At 68.7% G+C, this 24,186-nt stretch carries 16 protein-coding genes; 6 read left to right on the forward strand and 10 right to left on the reverse strand.

Going from position 1 to position 24,186, the window contains the following annotated elements; genetic code table 11:
- Window positions 1-4 precede the first annotated feature (4 nt).
- The 4 genes from SJY20_RS07870 to SJY20_RS07885 all read right to left on the reverse strand — a co-directional run bounded on the left by SJY20_RS07870 (window position 5) and on the right by SJY20_RS07885 (window position 7,731).
- A complete protein-coding gene (locus SJY20_RS07870) occupies window positions 5-1,894 on the reverse strand; it encodes an NPCBM/NEW2 domain-containing protein (protein WP_380786127.1) in 1,890 nt (629 codons plus the stop codon).
- The gene (locus SJY20_RS07875; RefSeq protein WP_380786129.1) at window positions 1,891-4,533 is read right to left on the reverse strand and encodes a glycoside hydrolase family 3 C-terminal domain-containing protein; all 2,643 of its coding nucleotides are present in this window, start codon (window positions 4,531-4,533) and stop codon (window positions 1,891-1,893) included. The genes SJY20_RS07870 and SJY20_RS07875 overlap by 4 nt, the downstream gene beginning before the upstream one ends.
- A gap of 43 nt (window positions 4,534-4,576) precedes the next feature.
- Window positions 4,577-6,523: a sialate O-acetylesterase gene (locus SJY20_RS07880; protein ID WP_380786130.1), complete on the reverse strand. Its 1,947-nt coding sequence runs from the start codon at window positions 6,521-6,523 to the stop codon at window positions 4,577-4,579.
- Window positions 6,524-6,684: 161 nt separating this feature from the next.
- On the reverse strand, window positions 6,685-7,731 hold the full coding sequence (locus SJY20_RS07885) for a LacI family DNA-binding transcriptional regulator (protein ID WP_380786132.1): 1,047 nt from the start codon (window positions 7,729-7,731) through the stop codon (window positions 6,685-6,687).
- A 137-nt stretch (window positions 7,732-7,868) separates the two neighbouring features.
- On the opposite strand from SJY20_RS07885, the gene SJY20_RS07890 reads away from it, so the two are divergent.
- Genes SJY20_RS07890 through SJY20_RS07900 form a run of 3 tightly spaced genes read left to right on the forward strand, consistent with a single transcriptional unit; the run spans window position 7,869 to window position 12,690 of the window.
- The gene (locus tag SJY20_RS07890) at window positions 7,869-9,113 is read left to right on the forward strand and encodes an MFS transporter (protein WP_380786133.1); all 1,245 of its coding nucleotides are present in this window, start codon (window positions 7,869-7,871) and stop codon (window positions 9,111-9,113) included.
- Window positions 9,110-10,738: a glycoside hydrolase family 43 protein gene (locus SJY20_RS07895; protein ID WP_380786134.1), complete on the forward strand. Its 1,629-nt coding sequence runs from the start codon at window positions 9,110-9,112 to the stop codon at window positions 10,736-10,738. Before SJY20_RS07890 ends, SJY20_RS07895 begins: the two co-directional genes overlap by 4 nt.
- A complete protein-coding gene (locus tag SJY20_RS07900) occupies window positions 10,738-12,690 on the forward strand; it encodes a glycoside hydrolase family 127 protein (protein ID WP_380786135.1) in 1,953 nt (650 codons plus the stop codon). The genes SJY20_RS07895 and SJY20_RS07900 overlap by 1 nt, the downstream gene beginning before the upstream one ends.
- Here the strand turns inward: SJY20_RS07900 and SJY20_RS07905 are convergent.
- The 4 genes from SJY20_RS07905 to SJY20_RS07920 form a co-directional block, all read right to left on the reverse strand.
- Window positions 12,681-13,841, reverse strand: a complete 1,161-nt coding sequence (locus SJY20_RS07905) for a CaiB/BaiF CoA transferase family protein (RefSeq protein WP_380786136.1) — start codon at window positions 13,839-13,841, stop codon at window positions 12,681-12,683. The genes SJY20_RS07900 and SJY20_RS07905 overlap by 10 nt on opposite strands.
- A 76-nt stretch (window positions 13,842-13,917) precedes the next feature.
- Window positions 13,918-15,102, reverse strand: a complete 1,185-nt coding sequence (locus SJY20_RS07910; RefSeq protein WP_380786138.1) for an acyl-CoA dehydrogenase — start codon at window positions 15,100-15,102, stop codon at window positions 13,918-13,920.
- Between the two features lie 66 nt (window positions 15,103-15,168).
- Window positions 15,169-15,486 carry a hypothetical protein gene (locus SJY20_RS07915; protein WP_380786139.1) on the reverse strand — a complete coding sequence of 106 codons (318 nt, stop codon included), beginning with the start codon at window positions 15,484-15,486 and terminating at the stop codon, window positions 15,169-15,171.
- Window positions 15,483-15,659: a hypothetical protein gene (locus SJY20_RS07920; RefSeq protein WP_380786142.1), complete on the reverse strand. Its 177-nt coding sequence runs from the start codon at window positions 15,657-15,659 to the stop codon at window positions 15,483-15,485. Before SJY20_RS07920 ends, SJY20_RS07915 begins: the two co-directional genes overlap by 4 nt.
- Window positions 15,660-15,748: 89 nt before the next feature.
- On the opposite strand from SJY20_RS07920, the gene SJY20_RS07925 reads away from it, so the two are divergent.
- The gene (locus tag SJY20_RS07925; protein WP_380786143.1) at window positions 15,749-16,366 is read left to right on the forward strand and encodes a helix-turn-helix transcriptional regulator; all 618 of its coding nucleotides are present in this window, start codon (window positions 15,749-15,751) and stop codon (window positions 16,364-16,366) included.
- Between the two features lie 179 nt (window positions 16,367-16,545).
- Here SJY20_RS07925 and SJY20_RS07930 read toward each other — a convergent pair whose 3' ends face one another.
- Window positions 16,546-16,713, reverse strand: a complete 168-nt coding sequence (locus SJY20_RS07930) for a hypothetical protein (RefSeq protein WP_380786144.1) — start codon at window positions 16,711-16,713, stop codon at window positions 16,546-16,548.
- Window positions 16,714-16,854: 141 nt separating this feature from the next.
- Here SJY20_RS07930 and SJY20_RS07935 point away from each other — a divergent pair, with 141 nt between their 5' ends.
- Both SJY20_RS07935 and SJY20_RS07940 read left to right on the forward strand, forming a co-directional pair.
- The gene (locus SJY20_RS07935) at window positions 16,855-18,801 is read left to right on the forward strand and encodes an autotransporter assembly complex family protein (RefSeq protein ID WP_380786145.1); all 1,947 of its coding nucleotides are present in this window, start codon (window positions 16,855-16,857) and stop codon (window positions 18,799-18,801) included.
- The gene (locus tag SJY20_RS07940) at window positions 18,798-22,931 is read left to right on the forward strand and encodes a translocation/assembly module TamB domain-containing protein (protein WP_380786146.1); all 4,134 of its coding nucleotides are present in this window, start codon (window positions 18,798-18,800) and stop codon (window positions 22,929-22,931) included. Before SJY20_RS07935 ends, SJY20_RS07940 begins: the two co-directional genes overlap by 4 nt.
- A 6-nt stretch (window positions 22,932-22,937) precedes the next feature.
- Here the strand turns inward: SJY20_RS07940 and SJY20_RS07945 are convergent, their stop codons facing one another.
- Window positions 22,938-24,167, reverse strand: a complete 1,230-nt coding sequence (locus tag SJY20_RS07945) for a cation:proton antiporter (RefSeq protein WP_380786148.1) — start codon at window positions 24,165-24,167, stop codon at window positions 22,938-22,940.
- Between the last annotated feature and the right edge of the window lie 19 nt (window positions 24,168-24,186).

Below are 24,186 nucleotides of genomic sequence, written 5' to 3' on the forward strand. Positions count from 1 at the left end.
GGTGCTACCGGTAAAGCGCAGCATCCGCCCAGATCGCGGGCTGCACCGGACGCGCCGTCGCGCTGGCGCGGGCGACGAGTTCGATGATCTTCACGCCGGTCACCTTCGCCTCGATCAGCACCGCCGGTTCGCCGAACGCCACCGCGCGCGATGTGGCGAGCAGGCGAGCGTCGCCCCAGATTTCGAACACCGTCGTCCCCGATCGCGGCTGGCCCGAATCATTGATCCCGACCGTGGCGGCGAACCGCGCATAGCCCGCGTTGCGCACCTCGAGACGCGAGTTCGCGAGCACGCCGATGCCGGTGTCGAAGGTCTTGCCCGCCATGCGCATCACCTTGCCGTACGGCGCGCGGTCCGCTTCCGCGCCGCCCCAGCCGCCATATTGCGGGTGATCGCCCGGGCCGCGGGTCTTGGTCCAGGGGGTGATCGAGCGATAGATTGTGGGGTCGGCTTCGGGCACCACGACGCCGTCCGCGGCTGGATTGACGCTGCCGGTCAGTTCCGAAAGGTAGCGCGCATTTGCCAAACGGCGCGAGCCGGTGGCGCGGAACACCAGCGTTTCGTGCGGCGCCAGCGTGACCGCGAGTTCGCCGCGGAAGGTCTGCGACGTCTTGCTCCACAGATCGCGCAGCGCGACGTCGGCCGTGGCGAGCATCTTCAAGTGATCGGCGGTCAGCACCGCTTTCGCCGGCAGCGCGGTGCGGTTGAGGATCGCGACGCCCTTGCTGCCGTCCGCCAGCGTCTTGACGAAGATCTGCACCTCTTCGGAATCATAGGCGAGCACGGCCTGGTTGCCGGCCGGATCCTGGTTGAGCGCGACGATGTCGGCGTTACCGAAGATCGCCAGCAGCGCGGGCGTCAGTTTGCGCAGATCATAGCCGATGATCAGCGGCGAATTGACCATTGCCCAGATCGCGAAGTGCGAGCGCGCTTCGGTCAGATGCGCTTCGTCGAAATCGCCGGTGCCGACGAACAGCATGTCGGGGTCGTTCCACGAGCCGGGATGCGCATAGAGCGCGCGGTGGGTGACGGTGTCGAGGTTGGTCAGCATCCGGCCCCACACCGGCTGGATGTCGTCGCTGGTGCGCGAGCTGTTGCCGACATCCTTGCCCCAGGCGCGGACGTCGCCCGCGCCCCACAGGCACAGCGAATAGACGTACGGCCGGTCGGCGGCGTATTTGTGCAGCGCGACGTGGACCTCTTCGTAGAGCGTGCGGATGCCGGCGACGTCCGATCCGCCGAGCGACTGCATGTCGACCAGCGGGGTCAGCGCGCGGTAAAGGCCCGATTTCACGCGCGCTGCGTCCGCCGGGAGACCGCGCGCGCCGCAGCCATCGACCTTCAGATAGTCGAAATTCCAGTCCTTGAAGTACAGCGCGATGTCCTGGTCGACATGACCGTACAGCCCGACTTCGCGCTCGGCGACGCTGCCTTCGGGCTGGTTCTTGAAGTCGGGCGTGTAGATCTGGCCGCAGCTGTTGCGGCCGATGTCGGAATAGAGCCCTGCCTTGAGCCCCATCGCGTGGAGTCGGTCGGTCAGCGGGCGGAAACTGGTGTCCGCGCCGGTCGCGGCGGAGGGGAAATGGCTGGTGCGGATCAGCATGCGGCCGTCGGGCTGGCGCCGTTTCAGCCACCAGCCGTCGTCGATGTTGACGTAGCGATAGCCGAGTGCCGCCAGCCTGGTGTCGATCAACGCCTGCGCGGAGGCGAGCACCTTTTCCTCATCGACGTCGCTGTTGAACGCGTTCCAAGAGTTCCAGCCCATCGGCGGGACGGGGGCGAAACCGTCGGTGTTGGCGCTCCAGCGTCCGGTCGGGGTCAGCGGGTCGGCGGCAGCGGGAACGGAAAACGCCGCGAGTGCCGCACCGATCATCGTCCAATAGGCGCGCCTCATTTCGGCAGGTCCTTCGACTGGCGCGCGGTGAAGCTGGCGGGCTGGGCCGATCCCACGGTTACGCGGTAGGTGCCGGGGGCGACCGAACGGTTACCGTCGAGCGTCACCGAACTCAGGTCGCGCGGCGACAGGTCGAAGGTCAGCTGGCGCGCTTCGCCGGGACGTAGCACGACACGCTGGAATCCGCGGAGCGCTATCCGCGGCGCGCCGGGGCGGTCGGGGAAGTTGAGGTAGAGTTGCGCGACCTCTTCGCCCGGCCGCTCGCCCTGGTTGGTAAGCCGCGTGGTCACCCGGATGCCGGTCTCGGCGCCGCCCCGCGCGGGCGTCACGGTCGGCGTCGTGTAGCCGAAGCGGGTGTAGCTGAGCCCGTGCCCGAACGGATAGACCGGGGTGCCGGTGAAGTAGCGATAGGTCCGCCCCGTCATCGCATAGTCGCCGAACGGCGGCAGGTCCGCGGTGCTGCGATAGAAGGTGAGGGGCAGGCGACCCGACGGGTTGGTCCGCCCGGTCAGGATGTTGGCGGCCGCGGTGCCGCCGGTCTCGCCGGGATACCAGGCCTCGAGGATCGCGGCGGCATTGTCCTTGGCCCAGGCGAGGTTGATCGGGCTGCCGTTCATCGTCACCAGCACGATCGGCTTGCCGGTCGCCCTGGCCTGTTCGAGCATCGCGATCTGGTCGGCGGGCAAATCGAGCGTGGTCTTGTCGCCGCCCGAGAAGCCGGGAACCGATACGCCGGTTTCCTCAGCTTCCAGGTCGGAGGTCAGGCCGACGACCGCGACCAGCACGTCCGCCGCCGCCGCTGCGCGCTTCAGCTCGGTCGCGGGTGAGTCGGACACGCGCTTCCAGACCAGATCGATCCCGCTGCCCTCGGCGTGGATCGCATAGCGCCTGCCGCCTTCGAGTTTCAGCGTGGTCACCCCGGCAAGGTCGTTCCAGCGCGCCTTGCGGCGATCGGAGACGATCTTGCCATCGAGGGTCAGCGTGCCGCCGGCGCCGGTCAGGCCGACGCGGTAGGTGCCGGTTTCGGGGGGCACGAGGAAGCCGGTCCATTCGGTGCGGTGGACGTCGGCGACCTGCGCGAGCGTCAGGTTGCGGTCGCCAACATCGGGTTCGATGCGGGTCGCGACGGGAGTGGTCTGATACTTCGCGGCGGCGACCAGTTTCTCGCGCGTGCCGGGGGCGTATTGCGCGGGCATCGGCGTGACGGTGTTGTAGTAGCGCGCGAGCAGGCCGGGTTTGCCGTCGGGGGTCAGCAACGCCGAAGTCGGTACGCGGTCGCCATCGGTGACGGATTCACCGAACGGGACCAGCGTGACCTGGCTAGCACCCATCGCGGTGCGCAGGCCTTCGAGGACCGACACCGGCGTACCCGACAGCCCCGAGGAATAATTGCCGCGCAAGACGCGCGTGGCATCGCCGAGCGGGCCGATCACGGCGATCCTCACGCCGGGCTTGAGCGGCAGGACGCCGTCGTTCTTGAGCAGCACCATCGATCGCTCGGCCGCGGCGAGCGCGATCCGTCGATGCTCGGGTGCGCCGACCGCGCTGGTCGGCATCGCCTTTGCCGCACCCGCGAGCCCGGGCAGGTCGCCGGTGCGGTAGCGTGCGGCGAACAGCCGGACGAGGCTGACGTCGATGTCCGCCTCGGTGATCAGGTCGCGGCTCAACGCCTCGCGGTACCGGGTTTCCAGTCCTGCGGTATCGCCCAGTGTCTCGGTGTTGCATTCGTTGTCGACGCCCGCGCGGACCGCAGCGGCGACCGCGGACGCACTGGTGGGCGCGTATTTGTGGTTGTCGGCGATGTCCTTAACCGCGTCGCAGTCGGACACGACATAGCCCTGGAAATTCCACGCGCCGCGCAAATGGTCCTTGAGCAGATTGTCGCTGGCGCAGGCGGGCTGGCCGTCGATGCGGTTGTACGCGCACATCACCGATCCGGCGCGGGCATCGACCAATGCGGCTCGGAAGGCGGGGAGGTAGGTGTCTTCCAGGTCGTGCGCCGACACGAAGACGTTGGCGGCGTGGCGGGTACCCTCGGGACCGCTATGCACCGCGAAATGCTTCGGGCTGGCGATCACCAGCGGGCGGTCGGGGTTGGGGCCCTGCATGCCGCGCACGAAGGCGACGCCCATCGTCGCGGTGAGGAAAGGATCCTCGCCATACGTCTCCTGCCCGCGACCCCAGCGCGGATCGCGGAAGATGTTGATGTTGGGCGACCAGGTGTCGAGCCCGGTGCCGATATGGCCGTTGCGCCCGGTCTGGCGCGCCAGCGTATGCAGCCCGCGGACCTCTTCGCTGATCGCGCCGGCGACGTCGTGGACGAGCGGGGCGTCGAAGGTCGCGGCGAGGCCGATCGGTTCGGGGAAGTTGGTGGTCGCCAGCGGGCCGAGTGCACCGTGCAGCGACTCCGTCCACCAGTTGTATGCAGGGACACCAAGCCGCGGGATGGCGGGCGCGACGTTGAGCAACTGCGGCAGCTTCTCGTCGAGCGTCATCTTCGCGACCATCGCGCGCGCCATCGCGATCGCCGGATCGGTTGACGCTTGCGATGCAGCGGCCGGTTCGCGCGCAACCAGTGGCGACGCCGCGAGCGCGAGGCCCGCGGTCGCCAGCAATGCGGCTTTCATCGTCTTGCCCATCGTCATTCTCCCCCTTTAGTGCGGTGCGCTCGGGCGCCCGCGGTTATGGCTTTACCGGTATCTCGAAGGTGCCGACCGGCAGCGGCGCGTCGTCGGCAAGGTTGGTTACGGGCGCATCCGCCCAGGCATAGCGAACCCGCGTGACCGGCTGGCCGTCGCCGGGCAGCGTCACCTCTGCGCCAGCGACGCGTCCGGCGGCGTAGCGGCAGCTGCCGATCGCGGCGCCGCACAGTTCGAAGCCGATCGCCTGGTTCGATCCGCGCGGGTGCAGCGCGCCGGTCACGCCGGTGAAGCGCAGCGTGACGCCGCCGTCTGCGCCGCGTCGCGCATCGGCTATGGCGGGGCCGGAGGGGGCGATCGCTTCGCCGTACACCGCCGCGCGCATGACGCGAGCGAGGCGCTGGCCGACCTCGTGCTTCTCACCGGGATGGATGTCGAGCGCGTCGCCGATGTCGAGCGCGACCGCGATCCCGGCATGCGCATCCGCCGCCGCGACCCGGCGCTGTGCATCGCGCACGCTGCCCCAGCCGCTTTCGCCCGGCGCGATCGCGGGTCCGCCGTAATTGGCGAGCTGGACGATACCGAAGCCGGTGGCCGGCGTGCCGAAGCGGTGGCGCCAGTCGGCGATCAGCGCGGTCATGCGCTTGTCATAGCCCGGGATGCCGGTGTCGGATTCGCCCTGATACCAGGCGATGCCCGCGAGCTTGGTCGCCCCGAGCGGCGCGATCATCGCGTTGTACAGCGTGCCGGCGCCGTTGATGTCGTCCCACGGCACGCGCGGTGCGGCGCCGGCGAGCCGCTTGGCGACCGCGTAGCGCCATTCGGTGCCGATGCCGACGCTGCTACCATCCGCGAACGACAGCCGCATCGTGTCCGCGGGACCGGTCATTCCGCCATAGGCATAGACGTCGTCGTCATTGACCGTGATGACGTTGCGCCCGGCCTTCAGCGTGCCCGCCGGCAGCGCGTAGACGCGGGATTGCGAGGCGAGGCTGCCGCCGCCGACGCCGATGCCGTTGACCCAGGTGCGATCGGCATCGTCGATGGTGCCGAGCACGACGGTCGCGGCGCCGCGCGCCTGTTCGGCGGTCAGTTCGACGGTGCGCTGGTACCAGATCATGCCGTTATAGTCGGCGAGTGCGGGCACGCCCCAGGTCTCGAAATTGGTCATCGCCGGAACTGGCCGCCAGTCGAGCGCAGCGTCCGGCTGCCACGGCTCGCGGCCCGCAGCATCGCCGGATCCGGCGCGCCACCAGCCTTCCCAGATCGTCGACGCCTTGCGATTGGCCACCGCCGGATCGCGCGCATACAGCGCGAGCAGGTCGGCGGCGTCGGCCATGTCGGCCTGTCGCAACGCGGTATCGCTCATCCACGCGCTGATCCGCGACCCGCCCCAGCTCGAATGGATCGCGCCGATCGGCACGCCCGCGGTGCGGCGCAGCGCCTGCACCATGTAGAAGCACGCCGCCGAAAATGCGGGGGCGGTGGTCGGTCCGGACACCGCCCAGCGCGGTTGTTCGGCGAACCGCGCGACCGGTGCGGCGGCGGACACTTTCGGGATCGTCAGCAGGCGGAGCTTGTCGTCGACCGCGGGGTGCGCGTCTGGGAACAGCGTCTGCCCGTCCTCGACCGCGAGCTCCATGTTGCTCTGCCCCGAGCACAGGAACACGTCGCCGACCAGGATGTCGCGCAGCACGGCGGCACCGCTGGGCGCTGCGATCGTCAGGTCGTAGGGACCGCCGGCGGGCAGTGCGGGCAGCGTCGCCTCGAACCGGCCGTCGCGCGCTGCCTTTGCAGTGGCGCTGTGCCCGGCGAGCGTGATCATCACCGTTTCGCCGGCCGCCGCGACGCCGGTCAGGACGACCGGCTGGCTGCGCTGGATCACCGCATGGTCGCCGATCACGCCGTCCAGACGCGGACCCGCGAACGCCGACTTCGTACAGACCAGGAGCAGGGCGCCCAAGGCCAGGCGTGTCGTGATGGTGCGCATGCAAACTCCCCTAGCGGCTGTATCGATCGAAGGCCGCGCCGCACGGGTCCTCGCTGTTCTTCCGCGATGCCCGGCACGGTCACGACAGGTGAACGAGCCGCGACTCGCGGTTGGTGGTATCGGTACCATGGCGATCCGGCGATCGAAACGCCCGATTGCGGCTAGACTTGGTCGGCGTCCTGAGGCGGCGCGGTCGACTGGCGTTCGACGATGGCGTGGTCGAGCACATGGTCGGACTGTCCGGCCTCGGTGTTCGACGGCGTTCCGATCTCCGCGACCAGCAGCCCGAGCGCTTCTGCGGCGAGCCGGCGTACCGGCTGGTGGACGGTCGTCAGCGGCGGCCACAGAGTCACGGCGGCGGTGGTGTCGTCGAAGCCGACCACGGTCAGTTCGCCCGGAACGTCGAGGTGCCGACGATGCGCGACCGAGACGACCGCTGCGGCCATGTCGTCGTTGCTGGCGAAGATCGCGGTCGGGCGTGGGTCCACCTGCAGCAACTCGTCGGCCGCGGTCAGGCCCGATGCGAAGCTGAAATCGCCCTGTGCGATCGTGACCGTGACGTCGTCGCGTTCGCCGACTGCCGCGTCGAAGCCGTCGCGGCGTTGCCGGCTGGCAACCTGATCGGGGTTGCCGGTGACGAAGCCCAGCCGGCGGTGGCCGATCGCGATCAGCTGCCGCGTCATCTCATAGGCGGCGAGGCGGTCGTCGATCCGCACGCAGATCGCACCCGCGACCCCGTGTGCGCCGACCGCCGCGACCGGCACGCGCGCCTGTTGCAGGACCTCGAGTACCGCGGGCCATTCCCCCAGCGGCGGCGCGCAGATCAGGCCGGAGATGCCCGAGTTCACAAGATCTTCCAGGGCGCTCCGGTCCGGCGGGTGTCCGTTCTCGCCTTTCAACAGGATCAGCCGGGCGCCGCGCACGGACGCCTCCTCGAACACGCCGGTCAGGAAATCGCTCATGAACGCGGCGCTGGGGTTGGAATAGATCACGCCGATCCGGAGTTCGGCCGACGTCACCAGGCTGCGCGCGGCGAGGTTCGGAGTATAGCCGAGCGCGACGATCGCCGCCTGCACGCCGGCGCGCGTGGCCGGGTCGACCCCCGGCCGGCCGTTGATCACGCGCGACACCGTCATCGGCGAGACGCCGGCGTGCGCGGCGACGTCGATGATCGTCGGGCTGCGGGGGCGCCGAGCGCGGTCGTTCACATCGTGCTCCCCCATACCGATCCTCCGCAGGGCGTAACGGTTTGCCCGGGCGATGCAATATCGGCGCTTGCCACGCTTCCGTCCGACCGCCTACCACGGGGTTGATAACGTTACCGGGAACTGGAGCGGGGGAGAGGATGGCGAGGCGGCTTGGCAAGATCCGGTGGACCATCATCGGGCTGTTCGTGGTCGCGATGGTCATCAACTACCTCGCGCGCAGCGTGCTGGGCGTCGCCGCACCTGCGATCATGGCCGAGCAGCACATCTCGTCGCAGCAATATTCGTGGATCACCGGCGCGTTCCAGGTCGGGATCATGGCGCAGCCGATCGCTGGCTACATCCTCGACAGCATCGGGCTGAAGATCGGCTTCACGCTGTTCGTGACTTTGTGGTCGCTGATCACGATGGGCCACGGCTTGGCAAGCGGCTGGCTGGGGTTCGCAGGGCTTCGCGGCGCGCTGGGGCTCGTCGAGGGATCGGCGCAGCCGGCGGGAATGAAGCTGGTCGCCGAATGGTTTCCGGCGCGCGAGCGCGGCGTCGCGGGCGGCATCTATCAGATCGGCGCGTCGTTCGGCGCGGTGTTCGCGCCGCCGCTGGTGGCATGGGCGGTGTTCAACCACAGCTGGCGCGCCGCGTTCTTCGTCGCGGGCGGGTTGGGCCTCGCGTGGGTAATCGCATGGCTCGCCTGGTACGCTCCGCCGGCGCGACACCGGCGGCTGTCGGCGGCCGAGCATGCATACATCGTCGACGGGCAGGAAGCCGCGCTCGCGACCAAGCGGGGGCGGCCACCGCTGCGCGACCTGCTGCGGCGGCGCAATCTGTGGGCGATCGCGGCGGCGCGGTTCCTGGCCGATCCGGTGTGGGGAATGCTGTCTCTGTGGATGCCGCTGTACCTCGTGCAAGTCCGGCATTTCGACCTCAAGCAGATCGCGCTGTTCGCGTGGCTGCCATTCCTCGCCGCCGATCTCGGATGCCTGTTCGGCCCGGCGGTGGTGGCGTGGCTGCAGCGGCGCGGCGTCGTGCTGATCGATGCGCGGCGCGGCGCCTTCACGCTCGGCGCGGTGCTGATGACCGGGATGATGTTCGTCGGCACCGTGACCAGCCCGGTCGCGGCGATCGCGTTGCTGTGCGTCGGCGGGTTCGCGCACCAGACGCTGTCGGTCACCGTGATCACGATGGCGTCCGACCTGTTCCCGCAGGATCAGGTCGCGACCGCCACCGGCGTGTCGGGCACCGCCGCCAATCTGGGCGTGCTGATCTTCACGCTCGTGCTCGGGTCGCTGGTCGCCCAGGTCGGCTACCAACCCTTTTTCATCCTGCTCGGGCTGCTCGACCTGGTCGGCGCTGCGATCCTCTGGACCCTGATACGAAAGCCCGCATGACCCCCCGCAATCCCATCCTGCGCGGGTTCAATCCCGATCCGTCGATCGTGCGCGTCGACGCCGATTACTACGTCGCGACCTCGACCTTCGAATGGTATCCGGGCGTGCTGATCCACCATTCGCGCGACCTGACGAACTGGCAGTTGATCGGACGTCCCCTGATCCGTGCGAGCCAGCTCGACATGCGCGGCAATCCCGATTCCTGCGGGGTCTGGGCACCGGACCTGAGCTACGCCGACGATCGCTTCCACCTGATCTATACCGACGTGAAGCGCTACGGGCAGACCACGGTCGACGGTGCGAGCGGCGCATCGCTCCGCGATTTCCACAACTACTGGGTGTCGTGCGACCGCATAGACGGGGACTGGTCCGACCCCGTGCATCTGAACAGCAGCGGCTTCGACCCCGCGCTGTTCCACGACGACGACGGGCGTAGCTGGCTGCTCAACATGCTGTGGGATCACCGACCGGGTCGGGGACGGTTCGCCGGCATCGTCGCGCAGGAAATGGACCTGCGCAGCGGCGCGCTGCTCGGCGATCGGCGGCTGATCTTCGAGGGAACCGCGCTCGGGTTCACCGAGGGGCCGCACCTCTACAAACGCGACGGCTGGTATCACCTGATCGTCGCCGAGGGCGGCACCGAGCGGAACCACGCCGTCGTGATGGCGCGGTCGCGCTCGCTGTTCGGGCCGTACGAGGCGCATCCCGATGGCCCGGTGCTGACCGCGATGGGGAAGCCGGACGCGGCGTTGCAGCGCACCGGGCACGGCGACCTGGTCGAGACGCCGCAGGGCGAGACGTGGATGGTCTATCTGTGCGGGCGTCCGCTTCCCTCGAGCGATCGCTGCGTACTGGGCCGCGAAACTGCGATCCAGCCGATGTGCTGGGGCGACGACGGCTGGTTGAGGACCGTGGATGGCAGCGCGAACCCGGATTCGGGTGGTGGCCGCGAGACGCCGGTCGACGAACGTCACGATTTCGACCGAGTCGACTTGCCGGCTGCGTTCCAGTGGCTCCGCACGCCGTATCCGGACCAGCTGTTCAGCCTGACCGAGCGGCCGGGGCACCTGCGCCTCTACGGTCGCGAGACGATCGGCAGCCATTTCACCCAGGCGCTGGTGGCACGGCGACAGCAGGCGTTCCGCTATTCCGCGGAAACTAAGGTCGACTTCGATCCGCGGCATTTCCAGCAGGCGGCGGGGCTGGTCTGCTACTACAACTCGACCAAATTCCACTATCTGCACATCACCGCCGACGACGATGGCCAGCGGCAGATCCAGGTGCTGTCGGCGATCCCGTCCGGGCAGGGCAGCACCCTGCTGTCCGCTCCAGTACGGATCGGCGCAGGGGCGGTCGTGTTGCGGGTCCAGGTCGATCACGAAGCGCTGCGGTTCGACTATCGGCTGGCGGAGTCCGCGGACTGGTGCTGGCTGCCCGAAACATTCGATGCGAGCATCCTGTCGGACGAGGCGACGGTGCCGGGGCTGCCCAACTTCACGGGTGCCTTCGTGGGGATGGCGTGCCAGGATCTGTCGGGTGCGGGGCATCCGGCGGACTTCGCCTATTTCCAGTACCGCGAGCATGACCGAGACATCGGCAACGCGCAGACCCGAGGGGATACCTGATGACCGACCCTTGCTGTGCGGGCCATTCCCGTCGCGACATCCTGGCCAGCGCCGGGACGAGCGCGCTGATCGCGGGATCGTTGATGGTCGTTCCGCAATCGGCAGCCGCTGAACTACAGTCCGGTTCGCTCCCGACGGCCAGGCTGAAGCCGTTCGATCTGGCCGACGTGACGCTGGACGACGGCCCGTTCCTGCATGCGCAACGCCAGACGGAGGCGTATCTGCTGGCGCTGCAGCCAGACCGCATGCTCCACAATTTCTGCGTCAACGCCGGGCTGAAGCCCAAGGCGCCTGTCTATGGCGGCTGGGAGTCCGCACCGTTGTGGGCGGACATCAACTGCCACGGCCATACCCTCGGCCACTATTTGTCGGCGTGCGCGCTCGCCTATCGATCGACTCGCGACGCGCGGTTCCGGGCGAGGATCGACCATATCGCGCACGAACTGGCGGCGTGCCAGGCGGCGGCGAAATCGGGGCTGGTTTGCGCGTTTCCGGATGGCCCCGCATTGGTCGCGGCACATCTGCGCGGCGACAAGATCACCGGGGTGCCGTGGTACACGTTGCACAAGGTCTTTGCCGGCCTGCGCGACGCGACCTTGCTGGCCGACAGCGATACGTCGCGCGCGGTATTGCTCCGGCTCGCGGACTGGGCGGTGGTGGCGACCCGGCCGCTGAGCGATGCGCAGTTCGAGACCATGCTCGACACCGAACATGGCGGCATGAACGAGGTGTTCGCCGATCTCCACGCGATGACCGGCAATGCCGACTATCGCACGCTGGCGGAGCGGTTCTCGCATAAGGCGATCATGGCGCCGCTTGCCGCCGGCCGCGATCCGCTGGACGGCATGCACGCGAACACGCAGGTGCCGAAGTTCGTCGGTTTCCAGCGGGTCTGGGAAGTCACCGGCAAACCCGAATATCACGACGCCGCGGCGTTCTTCTGGAAGACGGTGGCGCTGAAGCGCTCGTTCGCGACCGGCGGGCACGGCGACAACGAGCATTTCTTCCCGATGGCGAATTTCGCCGACCATGTCTTTTCGGCGAAGGGGTCGGAGACGTGTTGCCAGCACAACATGCTGAAGCTGACGCGGGCGCTGTTCCTGCACGATCCGCAGGTCGGTTACGCCGATTATTACGAGCGGACGCTGTATAACGGCATCCTCGCGTCGCAGGACCCGGACAGCGGGATGGCGACCTATTTCCAGGGCGCGCGGCCGGGATACATGAAGCTGTATCACACGCCCGAGGACTCGTTCTGGTGCTGCACCGGCACCGGCATGGAGAACCATGTCAAATACCGCGATTCGATCTATTTCCACGACGACGACGCGCTGTACGTGAACCTGTTCGTGCCGTCGGCGATGATGTGGCGAGACAAGCGCGCGACGCTGACGCAGGTCACGACCTTTCCCGAGGCGCCGACGACGACGCTGCGCTGGACCCTGGCGCGACCGACCGATCTGACGCTGAAGCTGCGGCATCCGCGCTGGAGCCGGAGCGCGGTGGTACTGGTCAACGGTCTCGAAGTGCTGCGGTCGAACGATCCGGGGCGGTACCTGACGCTGGCGCGGCTGTGGCGGACGGGGGACGCGGTGGAATTGCGGCTGGCGATGGACGTCGCCGTCGAAAGCGCGCCGGCCGCGCCGGATATCGTCGCGTTCACCTATGGGCCGCTGGTGCTCGCCGGGGTGTTCGATCCGGTGGCGCCGGGCGCGGATATGGTCGTGAACGAGCGCAAATATGGCGCGTATAATGCGGAGCCGTTCGTGGTGCCGACGCTGGTCGGGAGCGCGGCGACGATCGCGGGTGCGGTCCGTCCTGGCGACGCGCCACTGGCGTTCACGATCGCGGCGGCGGATCAGCAGCCCGTGCACCTGATCCCGTATCACCGCGTCGCGCATCGACGCTATGCGACGTATTGGCCGATCGCGGCGGCGGTGGATCAGGCCTGATCCGAGTCGCTACCCAGCAACGGTGCGGCGCGGTCGGTGGCTAGTTCGGCATCCGAGAAGCGGATCGGGGTGCGCACGCCGGCGACCGTCGTGCCATCCGGCCGGGCCGCCGTCACCGCCATGCCGCGTGCGATAACCTGCGGGTCGGCGAAGGCCTGGGCGACGCTGTTGATCGGGCCCGCCGGAACGCCGACCGCCTCTAGCCGGCCTAGCAGTTCGTCCTTCGCGACTTGCACCGTCGCCGCCTCGATCCCGGCGGTAAGGTCGTCGCGAAACGCGACGCGGCCGGCGTTGGTGGCGAAGCGCGGATCGTCGCGCAGTGCATCCAGCCCCAGCGCGTCGCAGAACCGCCGGAACTGGCCATCGTTGCCGACCGCCAGGATGAACCAGCCGTCGGCGCACGGGAACACCGCATACGGCGCGATGTTGGCGTGGGCGTTGCCGACGCGGGACGGACCCCTGTCAGAAGGATCGGCACCGCTCGCGAACCAGTTCATCGCCTGGTTGGCGAGCACCCCGGTCATGGTGTCGAGCAGCGCCATGTCGATGTGCTGCCCGCGCCCGGTACGCTCGCGCATGCTCAACGCCGCCTGGATCGCGATCACCGCGTACAGCCCGGTCATGATATCGGCAAAGGCGACGCCGATCTTTTGCGGTGCCCCAGCGGGCTCGCCGGTCAGGTCCATGATCCCGCTCATGCCCTGGACGATGAAGTCGTAGCCGGCGCGGGTTGCATAGGGCCCGTCCTGGCCGAACCCGGTGATCGAGCAATAGACCAGCCGCGGGTTGATCGCGGACAGGCTGGCATGGTCGAGCCCGTAGCGCGCGAGCCCGCCGACCTTGAAGTTCTCGATCACGACATCGGCGTCGACGATCAGCGCGTGGACGATCGCCTGGCCTTCTGGGGTGGCGAAATCGGCGATGACCGATCGCTTGCCGCGGTTGGCGGCGTGGAAATAGGCGGCGTCGCGGCTACCGTCGTGGTTGTCGATGAACGGCGGGCCCCAGCGGCGGGTGTCGTCACCCTCGGGGCTCTCGACCTTGGTGACGTCCGCACCGAGATCGGCGAGGACCTGCCCCGCCCACGGACCCGCGAGGATGCGGGCGAGTTCGACGACCTTCAGGCCGGCGAGGGGCGTTTCCCTTACCAACTATGTTCTCCCGCGAAGGCGGGAGCCCAGTCTGGGTCCCCGCCTTCGCGGGGAAACAAGGGGGCAGGAGCCACCCTCAAAACGCCGCGATACCCGTAATCGCCCGCCCCAGGATCAGCGCATGGACGTCGTGCGCACCTTCGTACGTATTCACCGTCTCCAGGTTCATCATGTGCCGCATCACGTGGTACTCCCCGGAAATGCCGTTGCCGCCGTGCATGTCGCGGCTCATGCGCGCGATATCGAGCGCCTTGCCGACGTTGTTGCGCTTGACGATCGAGACCATCTCGGGCGCGAACCGGCCTTCGTCCATCAGCCGCCCGACGCGCAGCGACGCCTGCAACCCGAGCGCGATCTCGGTTTCCATGTCCGCCAGCTTCTTCTGGTACAGTTGCCGCCCGGCGAGCGGCGTGCCGAACTGGTTGCGATCCAGGCCGTACTGGCGCGCCGCGTGGAAACAGAATTCGGCAGCGCCCATCGCACCCCAGCTGATCCCGTAACGCGCGCGGTTGAGGCAGCCGAACGGACCCTTCAGCCCCTGTACGTCGGGCAGGATCCCGTCGTCGCTTACCTCGACCTCGTCCATCATGATCATGCCCGTGATCGACGCGCGCAGCGACAGCTTGCCCTCGATCTTGGGTGTCTCGAGCCCCTTCATCCCGCGCTCGAGGACGAAGCCGCGGATCGCGCCGTCATGCGCGTCGGACTTCGCCCAGATCACGAACACGTCGGCTATCGGCGAATTGGAAATCCACGTCTTCGCACCCGAGATGACGTAGCCGCCGTCGACCTTCTTCGCGCGCGTCGTCATGCCGCCGGGGTCGGATCCGGCATCGGGTTCGGTCAACCCGAAACAGCCGATCCATTCGCCGCTCGCCAGCTTGGGCAGGTATTTGCGCCTCTGCGCTTCGGAGCCGAAGGCGTGGATCGGGTACATCACTAGGCTCGACTGCACCGACATCATCGAGCGATACCCCGAGTCGATCCGCTCGACCTCGCGCGCGACCAGCCCGTACACGACATAGGACGCACCGACGCCGCCATATTCCTCGGGGATGGTCGGGCCGAGCAGGCCGAGCGCACCCATCTCGCGGAAAATCGCAGGATCGGTATGTTCGTGCTGGAACGCGTCGACGATGCGCGGCGCGAGCTTGTCGTCCGCATAGGCCTTCGCGCTGTCGCGGATCATGCGTTCGTCTTCGCTCAGCTGGTCGTCGAGCAGGAACGGATCCGCCCAGTCGAACTTGCCCATTCCGGCCATCATCATCTCCTTGGTGTACTGCCCAATTCGGAGTTCAACGGCTGAAAGTCCACCCCTAGCGGTCGGTCACGAGTCCTCCAGCGTGAGTACGGTGAGAGTCGCGCGAAGCGTGGCGTCGATCGTTTCGACCGCGTCGATGCAAAGGTCGACGACGATATGACCGCGCAGCGCGAATGGCGCTTCGGGGAGGGCGTCCAACCATGATCGAGCACCGGGTATGGCCGCGGCGGCAAGCGTCACCACATAGCGCGTGCCGGCGAAGGTCGCGCTGGCCCAGGGGCGGCCGCTGATCGAATCGATGCTGACGGCGAAGGTGGCCCCCATCGTTCGCAGCGCGCGGACCAGCAGCGTTCCGGCGTCCGGCCCACGGGGGGAAGGCGTCATGCCGCACCGCCGTCTATGAACGCTTCGATCCGCGCGACGATGCCGTGGCCGGGCTGTCGACCGCGTTTCAGATCGTGGACCAGTCGCGGATCGTTGACCGCGAGGCGGCCGAACTTGCTCACCGGCATGCCCGTCCGCCGCAGATACCGGTCGATCTTGATGAGAACGGACATGGCCTACTCCTTTCGATTCTCTGAATGTGTTCTTGATCTGTTCTCGCATTTCCAACTTGTCTAGGAAAAATCCTACGCTAGGGTCGGCTATGGTCGAAACCGATCCGAGAGCCGCGCTGGCGGATCTGGCGGCGGCGCGAGGCGACAGCTTGGCGGCGTTGTCGGCGATACTCGGGCGCAACGCGGCGTATCTGCAGCAGTTCGTCCGGCGGGGCTCCCCGCGGACACTCGCCGAGCGTGATCGACGAATGCTGGCCGCGTATTTCGGCGTCGACGAGACGATGCTGGGCGCGATCGCGCGTCCGGCGCCGTTCCGTTTGCCAAGGCTGGATGTTGCCGCGTCGGCCGGCCCGGGCGCGCTGGTCGATGGCGAGATCGTGCTGGGAACGGACGCGATCGACCCGGCGCTCGCGGACCGGCTGGGGCTACGCGACGGGCAGGCGGCGATCATCCGGGTGCGCGGCGATTCGATGGCGCCGGGGTTGCTCGACGGCGATCATATCGTCGTCGACACCGCGGACCGGTGGCCGGGGCCGCGCGGCGGCGTGTTCGTGATCCGGATCGACTCCGCGACGATGGTGAAGCGGGTGGTGCCGGGGGTGGATGGCCTGTTGGTCAGCAGCGACAATCCGGAGGCCGGCGCGGTTCCGACGGGGGAGGTGGCGATTGTCGGGCGCGTGGTCTGGCAGATGCGCGTGCTGCGCTAGTGTCCGCGCGGTTTGATGGGCCGCAGCTGCCGCTTTCTCATCCCCACTCCGTCATCCTGACGAAAGTCAGGATCCAGGGTTACGGACGCTGCGCTTGGAACTCTGGGTCCTGACTTTCGTCAGGATGACGAAGAGTGGGGTGGACGGCGGAGGCTGCAGAGGCCGATGGCCCGCGCAGTTCAGCGCCGGTCCCGGAGCCAGACCAGAACCGCCACGACAACGCCCACAACGGTCCCGATCAGGAACCCAGGGGTAGCCTGGCCGACCGCGAAGCCGATCGCGGCGCCGCCGATCATACCGAGCGCGATGAGCGCGCCGCCTGCGGCGTTGGGGCGAGGATCCGACATGCCGCGCCAATGCCACCTCATGCGACGGGACGCCAGCCTCACCGTACCGGCTTCACCGGTTTCGTCAGGATGACGGGAAGCGGGGGCGGGCCGCGCGACAAGGGCCTGTCGCGGGCGGCAAAGCGCGGCTAGGAGACCGTCATGGTGTTTCGCGTTCGGCGTGCCGGCTTTTGCGCGGCCACGGCCTTGCTGGCTGTCGTCGCGAGCAATCGCGCAGGGGCGCAGGTGGCCCCGGCTGATCCGTCACCGTCGCTGGACCCCAACGCACCGCTGGCGGCACTGCCCGATATCGGTGTCGCCTGGCCAGATCTGGCAGCTTCGCCGGCCGATCCCGTGACCGTCGCGACGACTACCGATGCCGATGCCGCGCGCCGGTATGGCTGGCGGGTCGACGGCATCGACGATATCGCCAGCACGCTGCTGCGCCCGAGGTTCGACCAGTTGTCGACGCTGAACGCCAACGACGGCAAGCCCGCCAACGCCGCGCAACTCGACCGCCGTGCGCGCGAAGACGCCGCGCTGCTGAACAGCCTGTTGCGCGCCGAGGGCTATTACGACGCCAGCGTCACCACCCGGGTCGAGGCCGGTGCGAAGCCGCTGGTGGTGATCGAGGCGGTGCCGGGGACGCTGTATCGGTTCAAGGGCGTGACGATCGACGGGATCGCGGCTGCGGGCGACAAGGCCCCAGGGCTCGCCAGCGCGTTCGGCGTGAAAGCCGACGATCCGGTCAATTCCGACGCGATCGTCGCCGGCGATGCGAAGCTGACGACGCAGATCGGGCGCGAGGGGTTCCCCTTTGCCACGGTCGGCGATCCGGCGATCGTCGTCGACCACGCGACCCGCACCGCGACGCTCGACCTGTCGGTGCAGCCGGGCGGCGCGCGGCGGTTCGGACAGGTCGTCGCGCTGCCCGGCAACCGCGTGTTCGACGCGCACCACGTCCAGGAAATCGCACGGTTCACGCCCGGCCAGCCCTATGATGCCGCGAAGATCGACGACCTGCGCCGCGCGCTGATCCAGACCAGCCTGGTCTCCGCGGTATCGGTGAAGCCGGTCCAGGGCGCGACGCCGGATGTCGTCGATATCGCCGTCAAGCTCGACCCCGCGCCGCCGCATACCGTCGCGGGCGAGCTCGGCTATGGCACCGGCGAAGGCGCGCGCGCGGAACTCAGCTGGACCCACCGCAACCTGTTCCCGCCCGAGGGTGCGCTGACGCTGCGATCGGTGCTCGGCACGCGCGAGCAGCTCGGCTCCGTGGTGTTCCGGCGGAGCAATTTTCAGGCGCGCGACCGGGTGCTGACAGCGCAGGTATCCGCTGCGCATACCAACCGCGACGCCTATGACGCGCGGACCTTCACGCTGTCGGCCGGGCTGGAGAAACAGACCAACATCTTTTTCCAGAAGACCTGGACGTGGTCGCTGGGCGGCGAGCTGGTGGCGTCGGACGAGCGCGACGTGCTGCTGGCGACCGGGCTGCCACGGCGCCGCACGTTCTTCATCGGCGCGTTGCCGACCAGCCTGAACTACGACGGGTCGGACGATCTGCTCAACCCGACGCGCGGCTTCCGGCTCGGTGGCCGGCTCAGCCCCGAAGTGTCGTTGCAAGGATCGGTGTTCGGCTATGCGCGGACGCAGATCGATGCCAGCGTGTACCGCACCGTGCATGACGGCGTGGTGCTGGCGGCACGGACCCGGCTGGGCACGATCGCGGGTGCGCCGCGCGACCAGGTGGCGCCGTCGCGGCGGTTCTATGCGGGCGGCGGGGCGTCGGTCCGCGGCTATGGCTATCAGGCGATCGGTCCGCGCGATTCGAACAACGACCCGATCGGCGGACGCAGCCTAACCGAGTTCGCTGTCGAGGCGCGCGTCAAGGCGTTCGGCAATTTCGGCGTCGTACCGTTCTTCGACGCCGGCAACATCTATACCTCCGCGCTGCCGAAATTCACTGGGCTGCAGTACGGCGCGGGGCTGGGCGTGCGCTATTATTCGAACTTCGGTCCGATCCGCCTGGATGTCGGCACCCCGCTCAACCCGCGCTCGGGCGATAGCCGCGTCGCGGTCTATGTGTCGCTGGGACAGGCGTTTTGAGCGAAGAGCGACCTCGCCGGCGCTGGTGGCGCTGGATCGTTGGCGCGCTGCTCGCACTGGTCGCGATCCTCGGCGCGGCGCTGTTGGTCGTCGATACCGATATCGGTCATCGCTACGTCGCCGACCGCATCGCCGCGATCCGCACCGCGAACGGATTGCGCTTCGCGGTCGGGCGGATCGATGGGTCGCTGTACGGCGATACCCGGCTGGTCGATCTCCGCGTGTACGATCTCGACGGCCTGGTGTTCCAGGCGCCGCAGGTCGAACTCGACTGGTCGCCGTTCAAATGGCTGTCGAACCGGCTCGAGATCCGCCGGCTCGCGATTCCCCAGGCGACCTTGCTCCACACCCCGCGGACCCGGCCGTCGAAGCGCCGCGGGCCGATCCTGCCCGATTTCGATATCCGCATCGGCCAGCTTGCGGTCGACCGGCTGACGCTCGCAAAACCGGTCCTCGGCACCGCGCGGGTCGGCCGGTTGAATGGGCAGGCGGACATCCGCTCGGGCCGCGCGCTGGTCGAACTGAATGCGCTGGTCGCCGGCAGCGATCGCCTCGCGCTGCGGATCGATGCGGAGCCGGCGCGCGATGCGTTCGATATCGACGTCGCCGCGCGGGGCGCATCGGGCGGCGTTCTGGCCCGGATGATCAAGGCGCGCGCGCCGGTGGCGTTCGACGTCACCGGCGACGGCAACTGGGCACGCTGGCGCGGCACCGCCAAGGGTTCGGTCGGTCGGACGCGGGTGGTTGACCTCGCGCTGGCGCAGAATGCCGGACGCTACACGCTGTCGGGGGTGCTGGCGCCGTCGTCGCTGCTGACCGGCAAGCTGCAGCGGCTGACCGCGCCGCGGGTGCTGGTGAACGGCGCGGCGCAGTTCGAGAACCGCCGGCTCGACGGCCGACTCTCGCTGCGGACGCCGGCGCTGGCGGTGGATACCACCGGCGCGATTGACCTAGGCACCAACGCCTATCGCAACGTGCGGATCACGGCGCGGCTGCTGCGTCCGCCGGCGCTGTTCGGCAACATGACCGGCACCGCGATCGAACTGCGCGCGATCCTCGACGGACCGTTCGCCACCGCGGCGTTCGACTATAGGCTCGATGCGGCGCGCTTCGCGTTCGACCAGACCGGGTTCGAGAACGCCCACGCCGCGGGCAAGGGGCGGTTGTCGCCGGCACCGGTGACCGTGCCGATCCGCTTCACCGCCGCGCGCGTGACCGGGGTCGGCGACGTCGCGGGCGGAATCCTGCGCAACCTGTCGGTTGACGGCAAGCTGTCGGTGACCGCCCAGACGCTGATCGGCAACGACCTGGTGCTGCGCTCCGACAAGCTTAGCGGCCGGATCAACCTCCAGCTCGACCTCAAGACCGGACAGTTCGAGGTCGGCATCAACGGCGCGCTGGGCCGCTATCTGATCCCCGGGCTCGGCATCGTCGACGTCAAGTCGACGCTGCGGGTGGTGCCGGGACCCGGCGGCCACGGCACCCGCGTGATCGGGCAGGGCACCGCGCAGATGGTGCGGCTCGACAACGCGTTCTTCCGCAGCCTCGCGGGCGGATTGCCGCGGATCGTCACCAATCTGGAACGCACGCCCGACGGCATCCTGCACTTCACCAACCTGGTACTGACCGCGCCGCAGATCCGGCTTGCCGGCAACGGCTACCGCCGGCGCGACGGCAGCTTCCACTTCGAGGGGGGCGGGAGTCAGCAGAGCTATGGCCCGGTGACTTTGGTACTCGACGGCAAGATCGACAAGCCGACCCTCGACCTGGTGTTTGCAACCCCGAACGCGACATTGGGGTTGAAGGCGGTCCGCGCGCATCTCGATCCGACCGCACAGGGCTATGCGTTCACCGCGGCCGGTGGCTCGCGGCTGGGACCGTTCACCGCGAACGGCGCGATCCTGTTGCCGCCGGGCCAGCCCGCGACGATCCAGATCGCGGCGCTCAACGTCAGCGGGACGCGCGCGTCGGGCAGCCTGACGGTGGTCGATGGCGGTTTCGCAGGTCGCCTCGGGGTCGGTGGTGGCGGCCTGTCCGGCGAGCTGCTTTTCCGTCCGGTCGGCGACATTCAGCGGATCGAGGCGCATCTGGATGCGACCGCGGCGCAGCTCGACGGCGTGACGTTGCGGCAAGGGCATCTCGACCTTGTCACGCTGCTCGACCCGGCGGGGACCTCGATCGACGCGAGCGTGACCGGACGCGGGGTGCGGCGCGGTTCGCTCAATCTCGCGCGGTTCACCGGCAGCGCGCGGTTGCGCGGCGGCATCGGCGAAATGCGTGCGTCGATCGCCGGATCGCGCGGCCGCGCGTTCGACATCCAGAGCGTCACGCAGGTGACCGCCGACAGCTACAGCATCGCCGCACAGGGCACGCTCGATCGCCGCCCGCTGAAACTGCTCACGCCTGCGGTGGTGACCCGCGACGGCGACGGCTGGCGGCTCGCGCCGACCAAGCTGAGTTTCTCGGGTGGCGAGGCGGAGGTCGGCGGCCGCTTCACCGGCGCGACGACCGCGATCGACGCGACGCTGACGCGGATGCCGCTGGCGATACTCGACATCGGCTATCCGGGGCTCGGGCTGGGCGGCACCGCGTCGGGCAGCTTCGATGTCGCGACCAGCGACGGCGCGGCGCCGACCGGCAAGGCCAACCTCACGATCCGCGGGCTCAGCCGCGCCGGGCTGGTGCTGTCGTCGCGGCCGGTCGATGTCGGGCTGGCGGCGGTGCTGTCGCCCGACAAGCTGGGCGTCCGCGCGGTCATCGCCACCGGCGGCAAGACCATCGGCCGCGCGCAGGCGCAGCTCGCGCCGCTCGGGCAGGGCGACCTGGCGAGCCGCATCACCAACGCGCGGCTGTTCGCGCAACTGCGTTACACCGGGCCAGCGGATACGTTGTGGCGGCTGACGGGGGTCGAGCTGTTCGACCTGTCCGGCCCGGTCGCGATCGGCGCCGACGTGACCGGCAGCGTCGCCAACCCGGTGATCCGCGGCGTCGTCCAGGCGAACGGCGCACGGATCGAGAGCGCGACCACCGGCACCGTGTTGACCAACGTCCAGGCGAGCGGGCGGTTCGGCGGATCGCGGCTGGCGATCGACCGGTTCGCGGCCGACGCGGGCAAGGGCGGGCGGGTGACCGGGACCGGGCAGTTCGACTTCGCCGCCGCGCATGGGCTGGGCCTCGACCTGCGATTGCAGGCGGACCACGCGGTGATGATCGACCGCGACGATATCGGCGCGACCGTCAGCGGGCCGCTGACCTTCACCTCGGACGGATCGGGCGGCAGGATCGCGGGCGAGGTCGTGCTCGACAAGAGCCGCTATCGGCTCGGCCAGGCGACCGCGGCGAGCGCGGTGCCGCAGCTCAACATCCGCGAGATCAACCTGCCCGACGGCGACGACGAGGTTGCCCGGCCGACCGCGCCGTGGACGCTGGCGATCCACGCGCGCGCGCCGAACCAGCTGCTCGTCAGCGGTCTCGGCCTGACCAGCGAATGGTCCGCGAATTTGCAGATCGCCGGGCAGCCCGACAACCCTGCGATCACCGGCCGCGCGACGCTGATCCGCGGCGACTACGACTTCGCCGGCCGGCAGTTCGAACTGGCGCGCGGGATCATCCGCTTCGCCGGAGAGGTGCCCGCCAACCCGGCGCTGGATATCGAAGCGAATGCCGATTCGACCGGGCTGAACGCGTCGATCCGCGTCACCGGCTATGCGCTGAAGCCTGAGATCGGGTTCACCAGCACGCCTGCGCTACCCGAGGACGAACTGCTGTCGCGGCTGCTGTTCGGGACCTCGATCACCAACCTGTCGGCGCCCGAGGCGCTGCAGCTGGCGGCGGCGGTCGCGGCGTTGCAGAGTGGCGGCGGCGGGCTGAACCCGATCAATGCGGTGCGCCGTGCGGCCGGGCTCGACCGCCTGCGCATCCTGCCCGCGGATCCGCAGACCGGGCAGGGCACCTCGATCGCGGCGGGGAAATACGTTACCCGGCGGCTGTATGCGGAGATCGTCACCGACGGTCAGGGCTACAGCGCGACGCAGGTCGAGTTCCAGGTCACGCGCTGGCTGTCGCTGCTGTCAAGCATCTCGACGCTGGGACGACAGAGCGCCAACGTGCGGGTGTCGAAGGATTATTGACGCGCTCTAGTGGTGCGGTTTCTGGCGGAGCGCGTCGGCCTTTGCCATCAGCGGTGTCGACGACACGCCGTGGATCAGGATCGAGCCCAGCACCGTCGTCCCCGCGATCGCCCAGATATGCGCGTTCTCGGCGAAATCCGCGCGGTTAAGGGCGTATTGCAGATAGAACAACGTGCCGATTCCGCGGATGCCGAAAAACCCGATCAGGTGCTTCGACGGCAGCTTGGCGGTCGAGCCGATAAAGCCGATCAGCGTCGCGAGCGGGCGGAACACAAGGATGATCGCCGCCGACAGCAGCGCGCCGGCCCAGGTCAGTGAGGCCAGCAAACCGCGGCCGATCGCCCAGCCCAGCGTCAGCATCACGATCACCAGCAGCAGCCGTTCGATCTGGCCCGAGAACTCCGCCATCGCGCCGTGGAACTCGTCGTCGGGCCGCGTCGAACGGATCGTCAGCGCCGCGACGAACACCGCGACGAAGCCGTTGCCGTGGATCAGCGTGGTGAACCCATAGACGAACAGCGTCACGCCGACGCCGATCAGTCCGTCGCCGGTGTCCGACAGCTTCCAGCTGGGCAGCCGGAACATCAGATAGCCCGCCACCCAGCCGACCGCGATGCCGATCGCCGACCCGATCGCGAGGTCACCGAGGAAGTCGACCAGCAGCCAATGGCCCCAGTCGATGTCGTGCGTCTGGATCGCCAGCGCGAGCAGGATGAACGGGAACGCCAGGCCATCGTTGAGCCCGGCTTCCGAGGTGAGCGCGAACCGGGTCTCTCCGTCTTCGCCGCTGGCTGGCGGCCCGGTCTGGACATCGGCGGCCAGCACCGGGTCGGTCGGTGCCAGCGCCCCCGCCAGCAGCAGCGCGGCGGCGACACTCAGCCCGAGCGCATAGTGCGCCACCGCGAAGATCGGCAGCATCGTCAGCGGCATCACCAGCAGCAACAGCCGCCAGGTCGACCCCCAGCGCCGCCAGCCGAACTTGCGGTCGAGCCTCAGCCCGGCGCCCATGAGCGCGATCAGGACGACCGCTTCGTTGAGTTGCTCGAGCAGCCGGTTGTGGCTCAGCGCCTCGGGATTGGTGCGCAGCCACGGCGTCAGCGACAGCAGCGCGCCGAGGCCGAGACAGATGATCGGGAGCGACAGCGGCAGCTTCTTGAGCAGCAACGGCAGCCATGCCCCGATCAGGATCATGGCGCCGAAGCCGAGCAACAGAGATTCGTGGGAAAGATCGATCATCGCGCGCCCAACGCGTGCA

The organism is Sphingomonas sp. R86521 (genome assembly GCF_042466235.1).
Classification (GTDB): Bacteria; Pseudomonadota; Alphaproteobacteria; order Sphingomonadales; family Sphingomonadaceae; genus Sphingomonas.